At 68.7% G+C, this 17,953-nt stretch carries 17 protein-coding genes and 1 tRNA gene; 7 read left to right on the top strand and 11 right to left on the bottom strand.

Annotation, left to right across the window (positions count from 1 at the left end; all coding sequences use genetic code 11):
• The first annotated feature begins 70 nt into the window (after nt 1–70).
• On the top strand, nt 71–1,111 hold the full coding sequence (locus AB0F43_RS03565; protein WP_360470071.1) for a PHP domain-containing protein: 1,041 nt from the start codon (nt 71–73) through the stop codon (nt 1,109–1,111).
• A 14-nt stretch (nt 1,112–1,125) separates the two neighbouring features.
• Here the strand turns inward: AB0F43_RS03565 and AB0F43_RS03560 are convergent, their stop codons facing one another.
• Complete coding sequence (locus tag AB0F43_RS03560) at nt 1,126–1,698, bottom strand: CGNR zinc finger domain-containing protein (protein ID WP_360470068.1); 573 nt, start codon at nt 1,696–1,698, stop codon at nt 1,126–1,128.
• Between the two features lie 47 nt (nt 1,699–1,745).
• Between AB0F43_RS03560 and AB0F43_RS03555 the strand changes: the two genes are divergently transcribed.
• Entirely contained in the window at nt 1,746–2,456 is a 711-nt protein-coding gene (locus tag AB0F43_RS03555; RefSeq protein WP_360470066.1) for a metallophosphoesterase, read from the top strand.
• Nucleotides 2,457–2,505: 49 nt separating this feature from the next.
• Nucleotides 2,506–3,513: a pirin family protein gene (locus tag AB0F43_RS03550; protein ID WP_360470063.1), complete on the top strand. Its 1,008-nt coding sequence runs from the start codon at nt 2,506–2,508 to the stop codon at nt 3,511–3,513.
• On the opposite strand, the gene AB0F43_RS03545 is transcribed toward AB0F43_RS03550, so the two are convergent.
• From AB0F43_RS03545 to aceE, 5 genes are all read right to left on the bottom strand, one after another.
• On the bottom strand, nt 3,479–4,012 hold the full coding sequence (locus tag AB0F43_RS03545; RefSeq protein ID WP_360470062.1) for a hypothetical protein: 534 nt from the start codon (nt 4,010–4,012) through the stop codon (nt 3,479–3,481). The genes AB0F43_RS03550 and AB0F43_RS03545 overlap by 35 nt on opposite strands.
• 74 nt (nt 4,013–4,086) lie before the next feature.
• Complete coding sequence (locus AB0F43_RS03540) at nt 4,087–5,733, bottom strand: LuxR C-terminal-related transcriptional regulator (RefSeq protein WP_360470059.1); 1,647 nt, start codon at nt 5,731–5,733, stop codon at nt 4,087–4,089.
• A gap of 36 nt (nt 5,734–5,769) precedes the next feature.
• Nucleotides 5,770–6,864 (bottom strand): NAD(P)/FAD-dependent oxidoreductase, encoded by a 1,095-nt coding sequence (locus AB0F43_RS03535; protein ID WP_360470057.1) that lies wholly within the window; start codon nt 6,862–6,864, stop codon nt 5,770–5,772.
• Nucleotides 6,861–7,166, bottom strand: coding sequence for a hypothetical protein (locus AB0F43_RS03530; RefSeq protein WP_360470054.1), 306 nt, complete (start codon nt 7,164–7,166; stop codon nt 6,861–6,863). The genes AB0F43_RS03535 and AB0F43_RS03530 overlap by 4 nt, the downstream gene beginning before the upstream one ends.
• 147 nt (nt 7,167–7,313) lie before the next feature.
• Nucleotides 7,314–10,043 (bottom strand): pyruvate dehydrogenase (acetyl-transferring), homodimeric type, encoded by a 2,730-nt coding sequence (gene aceE / locus AB0F43_RS03525; RefSeq protein ID WP_360472997.1) that lies wholly within the window; start codon nt 10,041–10,043, stop codon nt 7,314–7,316.
• A gap of 297 nt (nt 10,044–10,340) precedes the next feature.
• Between aceE and AB0F43_RS03520 the strand changes: the two genes are divergently transcribed.
• The 4 genes from AB0F43_RS03520 (at nt 10,341) to AB0F43_RS03505 (ending at nt 12,569) form a co-directional block, all read left to right on the top strand.
• Complete coding sequence (locus AB0F43_RS03520) at nt 10,341–10,784, top strand: DUF3052 domain-containing protein (protein WP_360470051.1); 444 nt, start codon at nt 10,341–10,343, stop codon at nt 10,782–10,784.
• A gap of 7 nt (nt 10,785–10,791) precedes the next feature.
• Nucleotides 10,792–11,259, top strand: coding sequence for a peroxiredoxin (locus AB0F43_RS03515; RefSeq protein WP_360470048.1), 468 nt, complete (start codon nt 10,792–10,794; stop codon nt 11,257–11,259).
• Between the two features lie 21 nt (nt 11,260–11,280).
• Nucleotides 11,281–11,352, top strand: a tRNA-Val gene (locus tag AB0F43_RS03510).
• A 317-nt stretch (nt 11,353–11,669) separates the two neighbouring features.
• On the top strand, nt 11,670–12,569 hold the full coding sequence (locus AB0F43_RS03505; RefSeq protein ID WP_360470046.1) for an NAD(P)-binding domain-containing protein: 900 nt from the start codon (nt 11,670–11,672) through the stop codon (nt 12,567–12,569).
• A gap of 6 nt (nt 12,570–12,575) precedes the next feature.
• Here AB0F43_RS03505 and AB0F43_RS03500 read toward each other — a convergent pair whose 3' ends face one another.
• From AB0F43_RS03500 to AB0F43_RS03480, 5 genes are read right to left on the bottom strand one after another with little or no spacing between them, the layout of a single operon-like run.
• Nucleotides 12,576–13,130, bottom strand: a complete 555-nt coding sequence (locus tag AB0F43_RS03500) for a GNAT family N-acetyltransferase (protein ID WP_360470043.1) — start codon at nt 13,128–13,130, stop codon at nt 12,576–12,578.
• A complete protein-coding gene (locus tag AB0F43_RS03495) occupies nt 13,114–14,643 on the bottom strand; it encodes an ATP-binding cassette domain-containing protein (protein ID WP_360470041.1) in 1,530 nt (509 codons plus the stop codon). Before AB0F43_RS03495 ends, AB0F43_RS03500 begins: the two co-directional genes overlap by 17 nt.
• The gene (locus AB0F43_RS03490) at nt 14,640–15,374 is read right to left on the bottom strand and encodes an ABC transporter permease subunit (RefSeq protein ID WP_360470039.1); all 735 of its coding nucleotides are present in this window, start codon (nt 15,372–15,374) and stop codon (nt 14,640–14,642) included. The genes AB0F43_RS03495 and AB0F43_RS03490 overlap by 4 nt, the downstream gene beginning before the upstream one ends.
• Before the next feature lie 50 nt (nt 15,375–15,424).
• Nucleotides 15,425–16,363: an ABC transporter permease gene (locus AB0F43_RS03485; RefSeq protein ID WP_360470036.1), complete on the bottom strand. Its 939-nt coding sequence runs from the start codon at nt 16,361–16,363 to the stop codon at nt 15,425–15,427.
• Nucleotides 16,360–17,904, bottom strand: coding sequence for an ABC transporter substrate-binding protein (locus AB0F43_RS03480; RefSeq protein WP_360470033.1), 1,545 nt, complete (start codon nt 17,902–17,904; stop codon nt 16,360–16,362). The genes AB0F43_RS03485 and AB0F43_RS03480 overlap by 4 nt, the downstream gene beginning before the upstream one ends.
• Between the last annotated feature and the right edge of the window lie 49 nt (nt 17,905–17,953).

The raw sequence follows: 17,953 nt of genomic DNA, 5'->3' as shown, positions 1-17,953 counted from the left end.
GCCCACGTGGGGTGATCGCCGTCCGCTTGATTGTGATGGCCTGGCGGTCCGCCCTGCGATGATGGGGCGCATGACGGATAACGCAGGTGTGGCCGACGCGGTCGCGGCGCTGCGGGCGATCGGGTACTACCTCGAGCGTGACCGGCAGCCGACGCACCGGGTGAAGGCGTACCGGCGGGCGGCCGACACGATCGCGGCGCTCCCACCGGCCGAGGTACGGGCCCGCCGCCGGGCCGGGACGCTGACCGAGCTGCCCGGGATCGGGCCGAAGACCGAGGCCGTCATCGTCGAGGCGATGGACGGCAGCACGCCGTCGTACCTGGTCAAGCTGGAGCAGGCCGCGGGTGAGCTCACCACGGCCGGTACGGCGATGCGCGCCGAGCTGAAGGCGGATCTGCACCTGCACTCGGAGTGGTCCGACGGCGGCAGTCCGATCGAGGAGATGGCGCGTACGGCGCACCGCCTCGGGCACAAGTACATGGCGCTGACCGACCACTCGGGCCGGCTGACTGTCGCCAACGGACTGTCTCGCGAACGCCGGCTGCAGCAGCTCGAGGTGGTCGCCGAGCTGAACAAGAAGCTGGCCGACGAGCTGGACGGGTTCACCATCCTGAACGGTATCGAGGTCGACATCCTCGAGGACGGCTCGCTCGACTGCGACTCCGAGATCCTGGCCCGGCTGGACGTCGTCGTCGCCAGTGTCCACTCGAAGCTGCGGATGGCGGCCGGGCCGATGACCGAGCGGATGGTCCGGGCGATCGCGAACCCGCACGTCGACGTACTCGGTCACTGCACCGGCCGGCTGATCACGGGTGGCCGCGGGACCCGGCCGGAGTCCGAGTTCGATGCCGAGGTGGTGTTCGAGGCGTGCCGCCAGTTCGGCACCGCGGTCGAGATCAACTCCCGCCCGGAGCGGCTGGACCCGCCGAAGCGGCTGTTGTCGCTCGCGGTCGAGATGGACTGCCTGTTCGCCATCGACACCGACGCGCACGCACCGGGCCAGCTCGACTGGCAGGTCTACGGCTGTGAACGCGCCGAGGACTGCGGCGTCACTCCTGACCGCGTCGTCAACACCTGGGACCAGGACAAGCTCCGCGAGTGGGCCAACTAGGCGGTGTCTGACGATCAGTGCTGACGTGCCGCGTGCCGGGCGACACGGGCACGGTTGCCGCAGGACTGTTTGCACCATTGCTGTTTGCCGTGGCTCTGGACGAAGTACCGGACGCAACGCGGTGCCTGGCAACTGCGCAGGCGAACTGCCAGCGGGCCGGTGAGGAAGTCGGTCACGGCCAGCGCGAGAGAGCCGAGGACCAGCTGTTCACCTCGGCTGGTGGAGGTACGGCGTACCTCCACCGATCCGCTGCTCACGTCGACCTCGTGGGTCAACCCCAGCCCGGCGATCGCTTCGGTCAGGAGCCGGCCGGCTGTCGCCGTGGTCATCAGCTTCGCAGTATCCGCACGGCTGGGAGGTGCGGGGGACACCGTCGCGGCAAAGGCGGCGCGGGCGGCACGGCGGAGTTCTCGCACCTTCGCGGCGTCGACGCGTGCTGCGGGCCAGCGTGCCTCGATCCAGGCCGCGACGTGCTCGTCCGCCTCGAAGTCGTCGGCGACGCCGCCCTGGCCGTCATGCCGGATCGTGCTGACGAGGGCCAGCGCGAGCTCGCCGTCGGCGCCGCTGTCGAGAACTACGTTCTGCATGCAGACACACTAACGGATATTCTGATTTATGCATTAGGGTCCCGGTCATGATCTTCACCGTCCTCCACCTCAGTGACCCGCATCTGACCGAAGACCCCGCGACGAGCGCTCGGCTGCGTCAGGTGCTCGACCTGCCCGCATCACGCCGGCCGGACGCGGTCGTCGTCACCGGAGACATCGCCGATCACGGGCTGCCGACGGAGTACGACGCATTCGCCAAGACGATGGCGGGTCAGCCGCCGTGGCTCGCCGTACCGGGGAATCACGACGATCCGGCGACGCTGCGTGCGGTGCTCGGACAGGACGAGTGCCCGGTGCTCGACGTCGGGCCGGTGCGGGTGATCGGGCTCGACGTCACCGTGCCTGGTGAGGACCATGGCTTCCTCCGCTCCGACACCGCGGACCGCGTCGTGGCGGCAGCGGCGGGCGCGGAGCGGGTGATCCTGGCCTTCCACCAGCCGCCGGTCCGGATCGGGCATGCGTACGTCGACACGATGCCGCTCACCAACCCCGAAGCGCTGGTCGCGCTCACCCGCCGCCTGCCGCAGGTGATCGCGATTTTCTGCGGACACGTACACACCGCGCTGGCGTCCTCGCTCGATGGCATCCCGGTGCTTGGCGCGCCGGGCATCGTGTCGAGTCTCGGGCTCGACCCGGACCGGCGCCCGCTGACACTGCGGGACGTGCCGCCCGGCCTGGCGCTGCATCGGATCGCCGCGGACGGCAGCCTCACCACAACCTTTCACCCCGGCGGATGACATCGGCGTATCGTGCGAAGCGCGTTGCGGCAGCGGAAGGATGGGACTCGTGAGCGACCTGGAGAAGGACCCCGCTGAGGTTGTCTGTGTCGGCGGCGACGGTGGACCCGTGCTGGAGTTCCTCGAGCCTCGCGAGGTCGTCCTCGGCCGGACGACCAAGGTACGGCGGTTGCTGCCGAACAAGAACCGCCGGATGGTCGGTGCGTGGTGCTTCGTCGATCACTACGGGCCCGACGACCTGACCCGTCGCGTCGACTCGTACGACGTACCAGGGGAGCGGGGAATGCAGGTTCCGCCGCATCCGCACACGAGCCTGCAGACGGTGAGCTGGCTGTTCGAGGGCGAGATCGAGCACCGCGACAGCGTCGGCTCGCACGCGATGGTCCGGCCGGGTGAGCTCAACATCATGACCGCGGGCAACGGGATCGCGCACTCCGAGGTTTCGACTCCGACCGCGCCGCCGATGCTGCACGGCGCCCAGTTATGGGTCGCGCTGCCCGACTCCGTGCGTACGACGGTGCCGCCCGCCTTCAACGCGTACGCCGACCTGCCGACGATCGACTTCGACGGCGCCCGGGCCACGGTCATGATCGGCACCGTCGCCGGGGTCACCTCACCCGCCCCGGCGTACACGCCACTCGTAGGGGCCGACATCACCATCGAACCCGGTCGCACCCTGACAGTGCCACTCACGCCTTCGAACGAGTACGCCGTACTGATCGTGGACGGATCGCTCAGCGTCGGAGACCTGACGCCGGGCTTCGGCGAGATGGTGTACCTCGGCGACGGCCGCGACTCCGTCCAGTTGGTTGCCGCGGACAACGGTGCGCGGCTCCTCCTGCTCGGCGGCGAACCGTTCGAAGAGCAGTTGGTCATGTGGTGGAACTTCATCGGCCGCAGCCACGAGGAGATCGTCGCCGCGCGCGAAGCCTGGCAGGAGGCGATCGCCGCCGGCGGCACCGGCCGCTTCCCGATGGTGACCGGCTACGACGGCGACCCGCTGTCGGCGCCCGCGCTGCCCGCTACCGCGTTGAAACCAAGGCCGCGGGCGCGCTGACCCGGCGGCGGTAATAGGCCCAGGTGAGGACCAGCAGCGATGGGCCCCAGAGCTGGAGCGGGGCATAGCAGCCGATCATCAGGACGGCCCAGCCGGTGCCGGCGAACGGCAGGAAGTCGTCGCTGAACACGTCGCGGAAGCCGTAGGACCAGATCGCGATCAGCGCCAGCGCTCCCAGGATCGCCGGGACGATCGCGGCGTACGGGTGGACGCGGCGGCCGCCGATGAACGGGAGCCAGCGGGGCGCGACCTCACCCCAGGGCTTGACCAGGCCGAACGCGATCAGCGCGACCGCCTCGGAGAACAGCGACAGGAAGACGACGTAGATCTTCCCGCCGGTGCTGTCCAGGTAGATCGGGTGGCCGGCGTCGTCGAGCATGCCCATCGAGGAGCCCGCGACCAGCCCGAGCCGCCACAGGCCGGAAGGCAGCGTCATGAGCGGGATCGCGTGGGCCAGCAGGTAGGCCCACCGGGGAACAGGTCGCTCAGTCGTTTTCACACTCCCGAGCATTTCAACGTGCGGCCCGGCCGACCTCACCCGTGAGAGTGAACCGGCTCCCTCCCGAGAGCGTTTCAGAGCAGGTCGTGGTCCCGGGCGTACGCGGCCGCGGCGGTGCGGGAGGGTACGGCGAGCTTGGTGAAGATGTTGGTCAGGTGCCGCGCCACGGTCTTGTCGCTGAGCACCAGCCGGTTCGCGATCTCGGTATTGCTGTTGCCTGAAGCAACCAAGCGCAGGACCTCCAGCTCGCGCGCGGTCAGCCCGCCGGCCGTGTCGCGGTGCAGCAGCTTCTCGGCCTCCTGCCGGGCCGGCACTGCGCCCAGCTCCTCGAAGGTCCGGACCGCCGATGTCAGCTCGGCGGTCGCGGAGTCCTCGTCACCGAGGAGCCGGAACGCCCGTCCGACCAGCACCTTCGACCGGGCGACCTCGTACGGCGCCTGCAGCCCACCCCACAGCTGCATCGCCACCCGAGCATGCGGCAACGCCCTGTCCGGGTCACCACTCTCCAAGGCAACCAGAGCCAGGCAGTACGCCGCCATCGCCCGCAGGCCGGTACATCCGAAGCTGTCCGCGATCCCACTCAGTTCCGCCGCGGCCGACGCGGCGTCGTCGACGTGCGCACCCGCCAGGAACACTTCCGTGGCGGCCGACAGCAACCGTGACCGCTGCACCGGGCCACCGGCCTCGGCCAGCAACCGTCGGATGGCGGCGACAGCCATCGGTGTGCGGCCACGAGCCAGCAGCAGCAGTGCACGACCTGGCTGGGGCTCGTGGCCGTAGGTCGCCGCCCGCTCGTAGACGCTCTCGGCCGAGGCATACTCGCCACGGACGCGCAGGATGTCGCCGCACTCGCTCAACGCCAGGCCCGCGGCGGCGTCCGCTCCCGAAGCCGCGTAGCGGCGGCATGCCTGGTCGAACTCGGTCAGCGCCGGTCCGAAAGCTCCGTGCAGTCGCAGGATCTGACCGCGATGTACGGCGCATTGGCCGGTGTACGGCACCAGGTCCGGCTGACTGTCGCACCAGCGGGTCAGCGCTGTGGTCCACGCTGATGCGCGGTCGAAGTCGAGCACCTCCTGGCAGCCCTCGATCATCGCGCAGTACACGTTGCCCGCGACGATCGGCGACACCTCGCCGGCCGCGACGCCGACCATCGCCTCGTCCATCAGGGCGAGCCCCTCCGGCACTCGTCCCTGGTACACCCGCAGCCGGCCTTGACAGATCAGGCCCTCCGCCACCAGATCGGGGTCGGCGAACCGGCGCCCCACCGTCGTGATCTCGTCGGCGGTTCGTTCCGCACCGGCGATGTCGCCCTGAGCCAGGTGCCGGAAGAACTCGTGCAGGCGGAGGTACCCCCGCTCCACAACCTCCTCGGGATGGTCGGCCAGCAGTCGCTCGGCCCGCGCGGTCCAGCCGCTGGCGACGGCCATCTCACCCCGGAGGCTGAGCACCATGGCAAGCCAGAAGGCGAACCGGACCGCTCCCGGGACGTCGCCCTGGTCGACTTGTAGGCGGTATCCGCGCTGGAATGCACGGATACACGCGTCGTGGTCACCGATCAGGTACGCCGCCGTGCCGAGGGCCATCAGGTCGGCCGCGCCGAGGCCGGCCGAGCGTGATGCGCCCTCGGTCAGGTCGGCTGCGGTCAGGCGGTCGTACGCGACCGCCCAGTCCCGCCGCTCGAACGCACGACGCGCTCGCTCCAGATCGTCGACGATCCCCATCACTCGCGCCCCCTACTGGCGAGGATGCGCCCCGGATCAGGCAGCGGCAAGACTCCGAACGGATCGGCTCGCGATCCGCTTGGCGACGTACGCCGCATCCCGCCCGACACCCGGCAGCACCATCGAACTGAAGGCGAACTGGAAGGACAGACCGCAGAAGAACAAGCCCGGTGCGGCCGTGACCACTCCCCGTTCCTCGACCGGCCAGCCGTCCGCCCCGATCACCGGCAGCCGGATCCAGTCGAAGACCTGCTTGAACCCGGTCGCCCACACCACGTTGGCCACGTCCAGCACGCGGTCGTCACCGAGCACCGGGCACCCGTCGCGGACCCCGGTGACCCGGTCGTGGACCCGCTCGACCCCTCGCGCGAGCAGGTCCTCCCGCTTCACCCGGAGCATCGGGCCGCCGTGGAACCGGAGCTCCTCCTTGGCCTTCCGGCCGATCGGGGTCCGCCGGGTGACCACGTGCTTGCCGACGAACAGGAAGATCGGGAAGAAGACGTGCGCCCCTGGGCTGTCCAGCCGGACCGGGATCTGGCCCGGATCCCGGCCGCACAGGATGGTCGGGTGGCTGGTCGCGACCTCGTAGGCGATGTCCGTCCCCGAGTGCGAGCCGCCGACGACCAGCACCGGCCCGTCCTTCAGCTGCTCGGGCCGGCGGTACTCGCTCGAGTGCAGCTGACGGATGGCCGGGTCGAGATCGACGGCGAAGTCCGGCAGGTACGGCGTCTTGCCGAAGGTGCCGGTGGCAACCACCACGTTGTCGGCGTGGATGGTCCCGGTGCTCGTGGTCACGACGTACCGGCCGTCCTGCGACTCGAGCTTCTCGACCCGGGTGCTTCCCCGCACCGGGAGCTCGAAGCGGTCGGCGTACGACGCCAGGTAGTCTGCGACCTCTTCCTTGGTCGGGTACGACCAGGGCGTGCCGGGGAAGGGCATCCCCGGCAGGCCGTCGTACTTCCGCGGGGTGTAGAGCCGCAGCGTGTCCCACTGCGCCCGCCACTGGTCGCCGATCCGGGCGTTGCCGTCCAGGATCAGGAACGGCCGGCCGCGCTTGCGCAGGTGGTAGCCGGTGACCAGTCCGGCCTGGCCGGCGCCGATGATGACGGTCTCGACACTTTCGGTGTTCATGCGAGCCTCCGCTCGGTGCGTACGACGCCGTGCGGGCCGGTGCGGTAGCGCAACCACCACAGCAGCATCAGCGCGGACGTCACGACGTAGAAGCCGTGCAGGGCCCAGATCGGTCCCGGCGGCAGGTGCACCACGTAGATGCAGTGGACGGCGTTGCCGACGTTCGCGAGCACCAGGTTCGCCGGGCTGTACGACCTGAGGTCGCGGGTCCGGATCGCCTTGATCACCATCGGCAGAGCACTCGACGCGAACAGGATGGTGGACACCGTCCCCGCGAGAAGAGCAACGCTTACGTCAGTCATGTTCCTGACGGTAGGTAGCCGGCCTTACCCTTCGCGTCGGACAGAATGCGCAACCTGCGTACGCCGGTCCCTACGTGGTTTGTCGTAGGCAGCGAAAAGCCGCTCGCCCCGAGGCCGGGGGAGCGGCTTTCCGATGAGCGGTCGGCGTCAGGCGCCGGCGCCCTCCTGCTTCACGCCGGCGACCGCCGTCGGGTCGTCGATGCGGTACTTGCGGGCCGCCTCGGCGGCGACCTCCGGCTTGACGTCACCGCGCTTGGCCAGGATCTCCAAGGTGGCGACGACGATCGACTCGGCGTCCACGTGGAAGTGGCGCCGGGCCGCTGCCCGGGTGTCGGCCAGGCCCCAGCCGTCGGTCCCGAGCGAGGTGTAGTCGTTCGGCACCCAGCGGGAGATCTGGTCCTGCACCGACCGCATGAAGTCGCTGACCGCGACGACCGGGCCCTTGGTGTCCTTCAGTTGCTCGGTCACGAACGGCACCTGCTCCGGCTCGTCCGGGTGCAGCAGGTTGTGCTCCTCGGCCGCGATCGCGTCCCGGCGCAGCTCGTTCCACGACGTGACCGACCAGATGTCGGCGGCGACGGAGTAGTCCTCGGCCAGGATCTGCTGCGCCTTGCGCACCCACGGCAGCGCGACACCGGACCCGAGCAGCTGCACCCGCGGTACGTCGTCGCCCTCGGCCGTCTCGTACTCGCTGAAGCGGTACATGCCCTTCAGCAGCGCCTGGACGTCGAGACCCTCCGGCTCGGCGGGCTGCGGGACGGGCTCGTTGTAGACGGTGAGGTAGTAGAACACGTCCTCGCCGTACGGCTTGTCCTCGTCCAGGCCGTAGCCGTACATCCGGCGCAGGCCGTCCTTCACGATGTACGCGACCTCGTAGGCGAAGCCCGGGTCGTAGTGCACCGCGGCCGGGTTGCTCGAGGCGAGCAGCGGCGAGTGACCGTCGGCGTGCTGCAGGCCCTCACCGGTCAGCGTGGTCCGGCCGGCCGTCGCGCCGACCAGGAAACCGCGGCCGAGCTGGTCGCCGAACGCCCAGAGCGAGTCACCGGTCCGCTGGAACCCGAACATCGAGTAGAAGATGTAGAACGGGATCATCGGCTCGCCGTGCGTGGCGTACGCCGTACCGGCCGCGATCATCGAGCCCATCGCACCGGCCTCGCTGATGCCCTCGTGCAGCAGCTGACCCTGCTTGGACTCCTTGTACGACAGCAGCAGGTTGCGGTCGACCGCCTCGTACTGCTGCCCCTGCGGCGAGTAGATCTTCGCCGTCGGGAACATCGAGTCCATCCCGAAGGTGCGGTACTCGTCCGGGGCGATCGGCACGATCCGGTGGCCGATCTCGGAGTCCTTCATCAGGTCGCGGAACAGCCGGACCAGCGCCATCGTGGTCGCCACCGGTGCGTTGCTGCCCTTGGACAGCGGCTTGTACACGTCGTCGCCAGGCAGCTTCAGCGACGTCTTCGGCGTCACCCGGCGCTCCGGCAGCGAACCGCCGAGCTGCTGGCGCCGCTCCATCATGTACTGGTACTCCGGCGAGTCCTTGCCGGGGTGGAAGTACGGCGGGTTGTACGCGTCCTCGAGGTCCTTGTCCTCGATCGGCAGGTAGAGCCGGTCCCGGAACGCCTTCAGGTCGTCCGAGGTCAGCTTCTTCATCTGGTGGGTCGCGTTGCGGCCCTCCAGCGCCTCGATCGTCCAGCCCTTGATGGTCTGGGCCAGAATCACCGTCGGCTGCCCGACGTGCTCGGTCGCGCTCTTGAACGCGGCGTACACCTTGCGGTAGTCGTGACCGCCGCGCGGCAGCTTGCGCAGGTCCTCGTCGGACAGGTTGCGGACCATCGCCTGCAGCCGCTGGTCACCGCCGAAGAAGTTGTTCCGGATGTACTCACCGGACTCGACCGAGTAGGTCTGGAACTGGCCGTCCGGCGTGGTGTTCATCTTGTGCACCAGCACGCCGTCGTGGTCCTGCGCCAGCAGGTTGTCCCACTCCCGGCCCCAGATCACCTTGATCACGTTCCAGCCGGCGCCGCGGAAGAACGCCTCCAGCTCCTGGATCACCTTGCCGTTGCCACGGACCGGGCCGTCCAGCTGCTGCAGGTTGCAGTTGATCACGAAGGTGAGGTTGTCCAGCTCCTCGCGGGCGGCCAGGCCGATCGCGCCGAGCGACTCCGGCTCACCCATCTCACCGTCGCCGAGGAACGCCCAGACGTGCTGCTGGCTGGTGTCCTTGATGCCGCGGTGGTGCAGGTACCGGTTGAAGCGGGCCTGGTAGATCGAGTTCAGCGCGGCCAGTCCCATCGAGACGGTCGGGAACTCCCAGAAGTCCGGCATCAGCCGGGGGTGCGGGTACGACGACAGGCCGTTGTGCGGGCCGCGGGAGACCTCCTGGCGGAAGCCGTCCAGCTGGTCCGCGGACAGCCGGCCCTCGAGGAAGGCACGCGCGTACATACCGGGGGAGGCGTGGCCCTGGATGAAGACCTGGTCGCCGCCGCCGGGATGGTCCTTGCCGCGGAAGAAGTGGTTGAAGCCGACCTCGTACAGGCTGGCCGCGGACTGGTAGGTGGCGATGTGGCCGCCGACCTCGAGGCCCTTGCGGTTGGCCTTGCTCACCATCACCGCGGCGTTCCACCGGATGAAGGCCCGGATCCGCCGCTCGATGTGCTCGTCACCGGGGAACCACGGCTCCCGCTCGGGCGGGATCGAGTTGATGTAGTCGGTGCTCCGCAGCGCGGGCACCCCGACCTGTCGCTCCCGGGCTCGCTCGATCAGTTTGAGCATCAGGTAGCGCGCTCGCGCCTTGCCCCGTTCGTCCAGGACGGCGTCGAGCGATTCGACCCACTCCCGCGTCTCGTCGGGGTCGATGTCGGGGAGCTGGGTGGGCATCCCCTCGGTGATGATGGCTGGTGGTTCGTGTCCGGAAGCCACGGTGTCCTGCCGTTCTCTCTGGTTGCTCTTCCCCGCAATCCTGTCACCTGTTCGGAATGCGTTCTACTTCGCCTTCCACAGGGGGCCGATTCCGGTCGCCCGCGCGTGATCTGAGCGGACACGGACAGTCCCCGGCACGCGGATACCGGACACGTCACGGAACCCTCGTGCATACTTGCGCGACGCGGTAGGCCACGATGGACTATCGCTACTGACGCCTACCCCCGGGCAAGCGGGGACCACGGAGGAGGACACGTGAGCGCGACCGCGGACCACGCGGACGGCAAGAGCGGTGTGCCGAACACGGCTTCCCGGCTCGGCCTGGAGCCCGGCTGGATCGTGCAGGAGATCGGGTACGACGACGACTGCGACGACGAGCTGCGCGACGCGATCCGGGAGATCACCGGTGAAGAGTTCGTCGACGAGGACACCGATGAGGTCGTGGACGTCGTCCTGCTCTGGTTCCGGGAGGACGACGGCGACCTGGTCGACGCCTTTTTCGACATCCTGACGGACCTGAAGGCCGGCGGCGTGGTGTGGCTGCTGACCCCCAAGGTTGGCCGGGACGGGTACGTCGACGCCAGCGACATCGCCGAAGCCGCACCGACGGCGGGACTGGCCACCACGAGCAGCCTGACCGTCTCCGACGATTGGTCGGCTACCAAGCTGGTGGTGCCCAAGTCGGCCCGCGGCCGGTGACCGTCCGGTGACCCCTGCCATCGGCAGCCGGGCACCGGACTTCAGCGCCCGGAACCAGTACGGCGAACACGTCCGGCTGGCGGACTTCCGCGGCCGGCGGGACGTCGTACTGGTCTTCTACCCGTACGCCTTCAGCGGGGTGTGCACGAGTGAGCTGACCGCATTGCGAGACAGGCCCGACCTGCTCGCGGCAGCGGAGTTCCTGGCGATCTCGTGCGACCCGATGTTCACGCTACGGGCGTACGCGGACGCCCAGAAGCTCGGGTTCGGCCTGCTCACCGACTTCTGGCCACACGGTGCGATCGCGTCGTCGTACGGCGTGTTCGACTCCGACCGCGGCTGCGCCGTCCGGGGCACGTTCGTCGTGGACCGGACCGGTGTGATCCGCTGGTCGGTCGTCAACGCGATTCCCGAGGCACGCGACCCGGACGACTACGCGGCGGCCCTGACCAAGTTGGGTATCGATCTCGGGTAGACTGCGCCGGTCGTTGGATCCGGGCGAATAGCTCAGCGGTAGAGCGCTTCCCTTACAAGGAAGATGTCGGGGGTTCGATCCCCTCTTCGCCCACGAGTTCGTGGTTGAGGTATGCCCGCGGAGAGCGCGGGCCGGGCTCACTCGTCGTGCCCTCTGGGGGTGCAACCCCCAGACCCCGCCCGGCGGGGCTCCGCCCCCGGACCCCCACTGTGGCTGGTGCTTGTTCATTCGCGGCCCGCCGCTGTGGCTGGCGCCGCCCCGATCACCGCGGTCCACCGCCCTGTCCGGCGCCATTTCGACCCTCGCCTGACCGCCTCGTGGTGACTGAGCCCATCACTTACTTTTTGGTCAGTACCTGACAAAATAGTTGGTACTTGTCAGGAGGCAGGCGACGTTTCAGGCTCTTGGTCATGTTTGAGAACAGCTACACGCCCGTGAGTGTCATTGGACTGGGGGCGATGGGGGCCGCGTTGGCTGGGGCCTTTGTTGGGGCCGGATATCCGACCACCGTTTGGAACAGGACGGCGGCGAAAGCCGAGGCGTTGGTTGCCAAGGGTGGTCGGCAGGCGGCGACGGTTGAAGATGCGGTTGCGGCGAGCCCGCTGGTCATTGCCTGTCTGACCACGTATGACGACACGCTTGAAGTCCTGGAGCCGGCTGCTGAACAACTCGAGGGGCGGGCCCTGGTCACCTTGAACAGCGGCTCGCCGGCCGGAGCCCGGCAGATGGCCGCGTGGGCCACGAGCAACGGCGCCCGGTTCCTTGGCGGGGCGGTCAAGAACGTGCCGTCGGCTGTGGGTGGCGCCGACACCTTGCTGTACTACGGCGGCGACCGGAGCGTCTTCGACGAGTTCGAGACGACCCTGAAGGTGCTCGGCGGCGACACCGTCCACCTCGGCGACGAACCCGACCTCGCCGCCCTCTACGAGATGGCAGTGGGCGGCACCCTGCTTCCGGCACTCGTCGGTTTCTTCCAGGGTGCCGCCGCCGTACAGGCCCGCGGGCTGCCAGCGAGCACGCTGGTGCCTTACACCATCAAGTGGCTGGAGATGATCGGCTCCGTGCTGCCGGCGTTCGCTCGCGAGATCGACACCGGCGACTACACCGAGCCGGAGTCGAGCGTGAACCTGTTCCTTGCGGGCGCCGCCCACGACGAGGAACTCGGCAAGGAAGCGAACCTCGACGTGTCCTGGCAGCGCCCTCTGCACGAACTCCTCGAGCGAGCTGTTGCCGCCGGCTACGGCGACCACAGCATCTCGGCCCTGACCGAGGTCCTCAAGAAGCCCACCGGTGGCCAGGTCGTCAGCTGAAGCAGTTCACAGCGGCGGGACCGGGATCTCGAAATGGACGGCGGGGCTGTAACGGGGGTCGGTGCGGCCGTCGTGGACCTCGGTGGCGATGCTGCGCCAGAAGGGCTCGGCGCCTTCGACGGATGCGTTGGTGTGGAGGTAGATGACGTCGTACCCGGGCGTCTCGGCGACGAACCGGCAGGCGAGGTCGACCAGCGCTCGGGCGAGGCCGTGGCGGCGGTGGGCGGGGCGGACGTAGACGCGGAAGATCTGGGCGGTCGTGCCGGACGGATACCGCTCGGCGATCCAGGGCGCGTGCGGCGGGCTTTTCGGGCCGTCCGCGCGTACGGCGGCCGTGCCGACCACCTCGTCGTCCAGTACGGCGACGAACAGCCGCTGTCGCGGATCGTCGAAGTACGCCCGGCCCGGATCGACGACGTCGGCGTGCCAGCGGGGAACGTACCCGTGCCCGAACACGTGGTAGAAGGTGTCGAGCATCACCGAGCGCGCACCGTCGATGTCCTCCCGCCGGGCGGTCCGGACGACGTACGGGCCGAGCTTCTGTTCATCCGGTGGGGTCAAGGCACTCCTCCAGAGTCGCGGCGGCCACCAAGGCGCGCGTGACCGGGTGGGATGGGTCGGCAAGGACTGCGGTTGTCGTGCCCTGCTCGACGATCCGGCCGGCGTCCATCACCGCCACCTGACGGGCGAGCGCGGCGACGACTGCGAAGTCATGCGTGATCACGACGAGCGCGCAACCGGTCGTCTCCTGAAGCTTCCGCAGTACGGCGATGAGCTCGGTCTGCGCGACGGTGTCGAGCGCGGAGGTGATCTCGTCGCAGATCAGCAGGTCGGGTTCAGCCATGAGCGCACGTACGAGCGCCGCCCGCTGCAGCTCACCACCGGACAGGGACTTGGGCAGCCGCCGAGCGGTCGCTTCACTGATGCCGAGTCGGGCCAGCTCGTCGAGGGCTCGGCGATGAGAGTCTGCGTGGCCGCGTAGGCGTTCGGCCGTCCGGGCCACTTGGTCGAGCACCGGGACGAACTCGTTGAACGAGGCGCGGGCGTCCTGGTGGACGTACTGGACGCGTGCCAGCTGCTCACGCGACCGTCTGCGCAGCAGGGGAGACAGCCGCGTTGGACGGGCGCGTATGCGGTCGGCGTGGTCGCCGTGGTCGCCGTGGTCGTCGGAGTAGGGATGGTCGCCGGAGTTGGCGTGGTTGGCGCTGAGTAGGAGCTCGCCGCTGCGGTATGGGTGCAGTCCGGCGATGCACCGGGCCAGCGTGGTCTTGCCGCTGCCCGACCGTCCGACGACGGCGAGGGTGTCACCCGCGTTGATCGTGACCGCGACCTCGTGCAACGTGTCGACGCGACGATGGCCTGCGGTCAGTCGGCGTACCTCCAGGATCGGCGGTCCTGAGGCTCTCTGTTCATGCGGTTGTTGGCGCGAGACCGCGGGCAGTTCGTTGTCGACAATCGCACCACTGCTCATCACCAGGACGTGGTCGGCGAGGCGGCGAACCAGGTCGAGGTCGTGGGTGAGGAGCAGGATGGCGATGCCTTGCTCGGCGATCGATCGGAGTTCGTCGATGAGGCCCGCGCGGATGAGCGCGTCCTGGCCGGTGGTGGGTTCGTCCGCGATCAGGACCTTCGGGCGGCCGACCAATTCGTGGGCGAGTACGACGCGTTGCTGCTGGCCACCCGAGAGCTGATGTGGATACCGGCGCAGCAGTTGCTCGCCGTCAGGGAGTTGAGCCTGTCGCAACGCTTCCAGGACTCGTTCGCGGACCTCGTTGCGCGGCACATGCAGCCGGGCGATCTCCCGCAGTACGCCGCCTATCCGCCGTACCGGATTCAACGCGGACGAAGGCTGTTGCGGCATGTAGCCGACTGGCCCGTCGATCCACACCTCTCCGGTGACGGCCGCGCCGGCCGGTTTCTCGCCGAGCAGTGCGAGGGCCGTGGTGGTCTTGCCGCTGCCGGATGCGCCGACCACCGCCGTGATGCTGCCCGCGGTCAGGCTGAACGAGACATTGTCGACAATCGAACGATCCTTGATTCGGACAGTCAGATTGTGGACCTTGACGACGGTCACGGAGTCTCCCTGCGCAGGATGCGGTCGAAGGTGAGGTTCACGCCGATGGCCAGCATCACGATCAGCAACGCGGGTACGACGACCGCCCACGGCTGCACGAAGAGGCCGCCGCGATTCCGGTCCACCATCGCGGCCCAGTCGCTGGCCTGCGGTGAGATACCGACGCCGAGGAAGCTGGCGGAGGCGACGAGGTAGGTCGCGCCGGTGAACCGCGTACCCAGGTCGGCCGCGAGAGTACGGCGCATCGACCGGGCGACGTACCCGAGACCGATGCGGATCCGGCTCTCGCCCTGGAGCCGCATCGCCTCGACGGCCGGCCGCGCGGACAACGCGAGCGCGGCGGCGCGGCTGATCCGGACCACGTCGGGAACGTTGATCAGGGCAACGACCGCGATCAGCACCAACGGCGAATGCGGCGCGATCGAGACGAGCAACAACAGCATCAGCATCGACGGCACCGCGAGCAGCAGATCCAGCGGCCGCATCAGCACCTCGTCGAGCCCCCGGCTCCGGGTCATACCCGCGATCAGCCCAAGCGGTACGGCGATCAGGTACGTGCACAAGGTCGCCGCCACAGCCACCAGAATCAGCGACCGCCCACCCAGCAACACCTCGTTCCACACATCCCGCCCGACGAAATCCGTCCCGAACCAATGCCCGCCCGCCAGGCTGAACGGCACCTCCTTCGCGGTGTCGCCGGACGCGAAGAGTGGGCCGAGAAGCGCAAGCACGAGTGGTACTGCGACTAACATCGCCGGTGCGAGATACGTCCGCGCAGTCCTCATCGCCCGGCCTCCGCCGCGGGTGCGAGTGCGCGGGCCGCCACGTCGGCCAGGAGGTTGACCAGGACTGTGGTGGTTGCCAGTACGACCGCGAGGCCCTGCACGACCGGGAGGTCGCGGGCGGCGACGGCGTCGGCGAGTGTTGTTCCGAGGCCGGGGATGACGAAGATCGCCTCGATCACGATCACGCCGCCGACCAGCCAGTCGACCGTTCGCGCGAGTTGCTGCACCGACGGCGCGACCGCGTTCGGCAACGCATGCAGCAGCCGGATGCGGATTGCTGACAATCCGATCCGCTGCACATGCCGGACGTAGTCCGACCGTTGCGCGTCGATCATCCCGGCCCGGATCAGCCGGCTCAGTGAGCAGATCGGCCGCAGCAACAGCACGAACACGGGCAGGACGAGTACGGCGGGATTACTACTCAGCGCCGTACCGACGGCCGTCGGTGGAAACCACCCGAGCTGCACCGCGAACACCGTGACGACAAGGATTCCCATCGCGAACTCCGGCGCCGAGTACAACCCAAGCGTGGTCCCGGTGATGACCCGGTCCAGCCGACCACCTTCGCGATGCGCCGCGACGACCCCCAGCCCCACCGACAACGGGATCAGCAGAACCAACGTCAACCCAGCCAGCAACACCGTCGGCCCGGCTGCCGTGCCGATGATGTCCACCACCGCACGCGGACCGACCAACGACTGACCGAAGTCACCATGCAGCGCCGCGACCAGCCATTCACCCAGCCGATGCCACGCGGACTCGTTCAGACCAAGGCGTTCCCGCAGCGCCGCGATGATCGCCGGATCCGGGTTGTCCCCGGCAATCGTCACCGCCGCATCTCCCGGCAACGCCTCGGTCAGAAAGAACATCCCCGCCATCACTACGAGCACTTGAACGACACCGAGCAGCAAGCGATTGGCGACGTACTGGATCACGCCAACCAGACCTTGTCGAAGCGCGCCCAGTCCAACGTGTTCGCCGGAGCCTTGTCGTCGACGCCTCGGACATTGGGGCTGGAGGCAACGTTCCAGTCCGAGACGCCCCACCACAGGAAGCCGCCCTGGTCGAACAGTTGCTCCTGCATGCGCACGTACAGGTCGGCGCGCTTCGTCTCGTCGGTAGTCGACTGGGCGTCGTAGTACAGCTTGTCGAAGTCCGGCCGCCGCCACTGGGTGTTGTTGGTCGTCGAGGTTGTCAGCAATCGCTGGGAGATGTGCGACTCCAGCGGCATCGCGCCGGACCGGTAGCTGGCCAGTACGCCGTTCTTCGCGATGTCGGCCCAGTAGGTGTCCTTGTTGCCGAGCTTGACGTTCAGCTTCAGCCCGATCGCCCGGGCCTGGTCGCTGATCGCCAGTGCGGCCTCCTTGAGCCCGGTCGACGCGTCCGACGTGTCGAAGTCGATCGTCAGACCTTCGGCGCCGGCCTTCTTCAGCAGCGACTTGGCCCGATCCAGATCCTGACCGCGCTGCGCCAGACTGCCGGCGTAGTACCGGTAGTTCTTGCCGTAGAGATCGTTGCCCAGCTCACCCGATCCGTGCAGCACGGACCGGATCAGTTCCTCCCGGTCGACGAGGTGGAACAGGGCTTGCCGCAGTTCCGGCTGGTTGAACGGCGGCCGGTCGACCTTCATCGCGAGCCCGTGGAAGTTGCTCAACGGCAGCCGGTGGATCTGCACGGTCTTCTCGTGCGTACGGGCGCTGGTCGGCGTGAGATCGTGCGCGTACTCGACCTGCTTGCCGAGCAGCGCGTTGACCCGAGCAGCCTCGTCGTTGCTGATCACGAGGTGCAATTCGTCCAGGTACGGCGCACCGTCCCAGTACTCGGGGTTGCGCTCGGCCACGAAACTCCGGCCGGGCTCGAACGAGCGGAACTTGAACGGACCCGACCCGACCGGCTTGGCCAGGTCCGGCGTGCCGCCGGGGACGATGTACGTCCCGAGCGTGGCCAGCGCGTTCGGGAACTCGCCGTACGGGCGCTTGAGCCGGAACTCGATCGTGCGGTCGCCCATCGCGCGGCTGCTGGCGAGGTCGATGACCGACAGCGCCGACTTCGCCCGCCGGGTCGACCCCGGCTCGACGATCCGCGCGAAGCTCGCCAGTACGTCGGCAGGCCGCACCGGCCGCCCGTCGTGGAAGGTCGCCTGGCGCAGCGTGATCCGCCAGGTGCGGAGGTCGGCACTCGGCTCCCACTTCTCCGCGAGCCGCGGCTGCGGCGCCATGTCGGAGCCGTAGTCGGCGAGTTTGTCGAACAACGCCTTCGCCCGGGCGATCTCGACGTACAGGTTGCTCTGGTGCGGATCGAGCACCTCGGCCGCGCCGCCGCCCGAGAACGCGGCCCGCAACTGTCCGCCGGACCGCGGTTGGCCCCCGCTCTGGACGGGACCGCTGCCGCCGGCACACCCGGGCAGTACGGCAACCGCCGCCCCGGCCGAGGCAAGACCGAGGAACCGTCGACGGCTCAACGACGAACTGGACATGACGGGACCTCACTCCTCGGGCGGACAACAGACAGTCGAAAACGATAAT

This window comes from Kribbella sp. NPDC023972, from assembly GCF_040639075.1.
GTDB lineage: Bacteria > Actinomycetota > Actinomycetes > Propionibacteriales > Kribbellaceae > Kribbella.
This window is presented reverse-complemented; position numbering and strand designations above follow the sequence as displayed.

What these genes read in the sequence shown, in the direction of transcription:
- AB0F43_RS03565 (WP_360470071.1), top strand. Translation starts at nt 71, where the DNA reads ATGACGGATAACGCAGGTGTGGCCGACGCGGTCGCGGCGCTGCGGGCG.
- AB0F43_RS03560 (WP_360470068.1), bottom strand. Translation starts at nt 1,698, where the DNA reads ATGCAGAACGTAGTTCTCGACAGCGGCGCCGACGGCGAGCTCGCGCTG.
- AB0F43_RS03555 (WP_360470066.1), top strand. Translation starts at nt 1,746, where the DNA reads ATGATCTTCACCGTCCTCCACCTCAGTGACCCGCATCTGACCGAAGAC.
- AB0F43_RS03540 (WP_360470059.1), bottom strand. Translation starts at nt 5,733, where the DNA reads ATGGGGATCGTCGACGATCTGGAGCGAGCGCGTCGTGCGTTCGAGCGG.
- AB0F43_RS03535 (WP_360470057.1), bottom strand. Translation starts at nt 6,864, where the DNA reads ATGAACACCGAAAGTGTCGAGACCGTCATCATCGGCGCCGGCCAGGCC.
- AB0F43_RS03530 (WP_360470054.1), bottom strand. Translation starts at nt 7,166, where the DNA reads ATGACTGACGTAAGCGTTGCTCTTCTCGCGGGGACGGTGTCCACCATC.
- aceE (WP_360472997.1), bottom strand. Translation starts at nt 10,043, where the DNA reads ATGCCCACCCAGCTCCCCGACATCGACCCCGACGAGACGCGGGAGTGG.
- AB0F43_RS03505 (WP_360470046.1), top strand. Translation starts at nt 11,670, where the DNA reads ATGTTTGAGAACAGCTACACGCCCGTGAGTGTCATTGGACTGGGGGCG.
- AB0F43_RS03480 (WP_360470033.1), bottom strand. Translation starts at nt 17,904, where the DNA reads ATGTCCAGTTCGTCGTTGAGCCGTCGACGGTTCCTCGGTCTTGCCTCG.